Below are 3,952 nucleotides of genomic sequence, written 5' to 3'. Positions count from 1 at the left end.
TTCGACATCTATTTTTCTCTCATAGCTTCTGGCGGTCTGCGCCATCTTGGTCAACGCATAATGATCGAGATTAGGGTCCGATTTCCTCCATTCCCTGAGGAGCTCCTGAACCAACCAGAGGCCGGTTAAATTCTTTAGCAGGCGGTACTTCCTTCCGTAGCAGCCCTCGTTGGCAAGGTTGTTTTCGATGACATCATCATTTCTTGAAGGCTTGTCGATCAACACCCCTTCCAGGCACCAGGTTCCGGCACTGACGAACATCGAATTATCTGAAAGATCCATGGACGATACGGCCGATGCCGTGTCGTGGGTTGCAGGGAGAATGACCTTCATGCCCCTTATGCCAAGCTCTTTCGAGAGTGAGGGGAGAAGTTCTCCGGCGATTTCCCCGGGATCTACAATAGGAGTCATTATCTCGGGTAGATCGAAGAAACTCATCAGCTCATCACTCCAACCATTCCGATCGGGATCGAAGATCTGTGTAGTTGTGGCGAAAGTGAATTCTGTCAGTTTCTCTCCTGTGAGGAAATATGTCAGGAGTGAAGGCATCGGGAGGAGGGCATCTGCCTTCTTAAGGTGACGGCTGTTCTTGCGCTTTAGAGATATAAGCTGGTATAGAGTGTTGAATGGCTGAAACTGTGTTGGAGCTCTGTCGAAGATCCATCGCTTACCGGCCTTCTTTATTGCGTAATCCATGGAATCGTCTTTGAACATATCTCTGTAATGTCTGGGATCGCCCTGAATCGAGCCGGAACTGTCGATGAGACCGAAATCCACTCCCCAGGTGTCAATTCCTACGCTGCGAATCTCAATTCCCAGAGCTGAAGCCACCTTAATGCTGTCCAAGACATTCCTGTAAAGAGAAATGAGGTTCCAGTGAGTCGAACCCGCGACATGAATAGGCTCATTCGAAAAGCGATGTACTTCTTCCAGAACCAGCCTCTTTCGACCATACTTTCCGACGAAGGCCTTGCCGCTGGAGGCGCCGATGTCTATTGCGAGGAATCCGATCAACGATCTACACCCCGCTCCTTCAGGAACTGGTTCACTTCGCTTTCGGTTGGCATTGAGCTTGCTCCGCCATATCTTGTCGCGACGATCGCCGCCTCTGCGTTGGCAAAAGCGAGAATGCTTCCCAGATCTTCTTCGGTAAGATCACGCAGTTCTTCGTCGTCCATATTGTAGAGCCTCGAGATTACTGCGGCCATGAAAGAGTCCCCGCAACCGGTGGTCTCGGCCACTCTTACTTTGAAACCCTCTCTCCTCACGGATGTCTTTCCGCGATAAACAGTGGATCCTCTGCTTCCGAGGGTGATAAAGACGAGCGTGTCCGGTCTGACTTCGAGCCGAGACAGAGCCTCATCGAGATTGTCGCTGTCACATATATATAGCAGATCGTCGTCGCTGAGCTTGAGAATGTCGACCCTGGATATGATTTCTCTGACTATGGTCCTGAATGAATCGTGATCTTCTATTGCGCTTCTTCGAATGTTGGGGTCGAATGAAGTTTTGACTCCTCTTGAACTGAACCTTTCGAACAGTTCCAGATAAGTGGATGCCGACGGCTCTTCAAGGAGAACTATCGCGCCAAAATGGAAAAGAGAAAAGTTCAGAGGGTCTATCTCTCTTATTTCTTCTGACTTGAGTGACAGATGGGCTGCGTGATCCCAGTAGAATCTGAATTCAGGCTTCCCCTCATCGTCCAAAGCCGCAAAGGCTATAGGTGTCTTCGTTCCCTGTTCTCTAATCACGTAACCGGTAGATATTCCAAGAGACTTAAGATAATCGAGAAGCGCGCTACCAAACTCGTCCATGCCGATTTTGGCGAGAAATTCCATAGGAACTCCCAGTCTGTGAAGACCGACAGATATGTTGAAAGGTGCACCACCCGGTTTCTTTTCAAACAGGGTGGTGCCCTCCAGGCCTTTCATAGGTTCTCTCGAGATGAAATCGAAGAGAATCTCTCCGGAGCAAAGAACCTGTTTTGACCGATCGTTCATAACTTGAAGTCTTCCTCGAATCTGTTGAGATCGTCTGCCGGGAAACTGCCTTTAATGTACTCGGCTGCGATTTCGATCGGCAAGGTGAGATCATGAACGCCAAGCGAGATTAGCTTGTTGGCGCTCTCGATGTCCTTGATGCTGGCCGCTATGATTCTAGGGGCGTTTGAATGCCAGTCGCCAATGTCGAGCATCTCTGTGATTCTCGAGTCGGGATCTATACTCGCCTTCATCATTCTGTCGAAGTACACGGCCACATACTCAACTTCCATACTGACCGCTGCGTAGTACTGCTGTAAAGTGTAAACGGCCGTAGCACAAACTCCAACTCCAATATCGTTCAGCTGAGGGACGATAGTAGAAGCCTTCTGCGGATCCCAGGGCAGTTTGATTATAAAGAATTCGGGATCGAAATCGCTCTTCTTTATGAATTCCTTCACCTTTTGAATCCAATCGGTCGAAGAGAGGCTACCCTGAACGAAGTGTCTCTCGCCCGGGACCTTTGAGAGGAATTTCATTGCATCCATAAGACCCCATCCCGGCCTATCTCTTTTCAGTATTGTAGGGTTAGTGGTGATTCCGGCAAAAACCGGTTGTTTAACGAGTTCAACGCTCTTTTCGCAAATACCGTCAATGTATAACATTATCAGGCTCCTTTCTTAAGAAACTATATGTCTTGAAATGCAGTTTACTCTGCAAGAATCTGGTAATCAATACCTTTTATATCACAGAACTGTACCAGTTCCTCTACAAAATCGCCGTAGACACCGTGAGTGTGGTTGCACGGGTAGTATCTCAGGAAGGTTTCCATGTCCGTATCCAGCTTCACATATGCATGCGGCCATTCGATCTGGACCTTCTCCGACAGCTTCTTCTCTTCGGCTTCGGAGAGCTTAACGAACTCTCCCGGTACTATTGTCATGATGTACTCGCCGTTCTGTCTCGCAAGCCTGGCAAGGGTAACTCGCCCAGGTGCCGCGAAATGCTTTACGGCAGCTCCTCCTGCAGGGAAGTAGAAGTCCTCGGGATACAGTTCTACGTGTTTGAGATTGTCTTCGGGATTCATAGATTTTCCTGCAAAATAAGTCGCGTGCGTGCCCGAGTTACAGAGATCTAGCAGGTTTTCTTCTTCGAAGTAATGTCTCACGTCTGCAAATAGAACTGGAGACTGAGCAATATGCTTGAAGATCTCCATGGTCAGAGCTCCATCCATGTCCGTTTCGGTAGCCGCAACGATTGTTTCCTTTGAACCGTGCCAGTCGTACGGATCATTGAGGAAGGCCTCTACTATGTCCATCGTTGCGTAGTTGTTCGTCATCTCGGGCTGACCTTTGAAGCCAACAAAATCCAGCTCGTACTCTTTTATGATACTGAGCGCGGCCTCGTAGAGCGCGATCTGCTTCTCCAGTTTTTCAGGTGTAAGCTGTTTGCCGTCGTACTTTACAGTTGCAAGCTTTTCAAGCCACTCTCTAGCTGCTTTTGTGACGTCTTTTGGTACTTTTTCCGCCCTGACTACCAGTTCATACTGGTCGATCTGTTCCACATCGACACCGAACTCCTTAAGCCACTGATCACCGTTGGCCGAAGCCGTGTACATTCCCATCGGGCGGCCGCCGAACATCCCGTATCTTTCACCTTTCAGCCTTGCGGCCGCCGAAGCAGCCCTCAAGAAGTGCATTACTCTTTCAATTACATCCGAATCTTCTGGATTGCCCCATACCCTTTCAGGCATTATTCCGACCTGTTCTAGGGCACCTGCTGCCGCCAGCTGGCCTACCATACCCGGGTAAGAGGGATTGATCTGTCCATAGGTGAGGAAGGGGCCTGGTGCATAAAGCGAGGCCATCACGGAAAGATGCGGCCAGCACCAGATAGCGTAGTTAAATATCGTGGCCTCAACCTCGGCCTTCATCAGTTCCTTGCCGGCTTTCTTCGCGAGCGAAGGCTTCCAG

Annotated in this window: 4 protein-coding genes; all 4 read right to left on the bottom strand. The window is 49.5% G+C overall.

Annotated elements, in window-relative coordinates; translation table 11 throughout:
* On the bottom strand, positions 1-1,014 hold a 1,014-nt coding region (locus tag ENN47_08065), incomplete at its 3' end, for a rhamnulokinase (protein HDP78123.1).
* The gene (locus tag ENN47_08060) at positions 1,011-2,000 is read right to left on the bottom strand and encodes a carbohydrate kinase (protein HDP78122.1); all 990 of its coding nucleotides are present in this window, start codon (positions 1,998-2,000) and stop codon (positions 1,011-1,013) included. The genes ENN47_08065 and ENN47_08060, both read right to left, overlap by 4 nt.
* On the bottom strand, positions 1,997-2,644 hold the full coding sequence (locus ENN47_08055) for a transaldolase (GenBank protein ID HDP78121.1): 648 nt from the start codon (positions 2,642-2,644) through the stop codon (positions 1,997-1,999). The genes ENN47_08060 and ENN47_08055 overlap by 4 nt, the downstream gene beginning before the upstream one ends.
* A gap of 44 nt (positions 2,645-2,688) precedes the next feature.
* Positions 2,689-3,952, bottom strand: a 1,264-nt coding sequence (locus tag ENN47_08050) for a fucose isomerase (protein HDP78120.1), incomplete at its 5' end; no start/stop codon positions are given.

Source organism: Mesotoga infera, from assembly GCA_011045915.1.
In the GTDB taxonomy this organism is placed as follows: Bacteria; Thermotogota; Thermotogae; order Petrotogales; family Kosmotogaceae; genus Mesotoga; species Mesotoga infera_D.
This window is presented reverse-complemented; position numbering and strand designations above follow the sequence as displayed.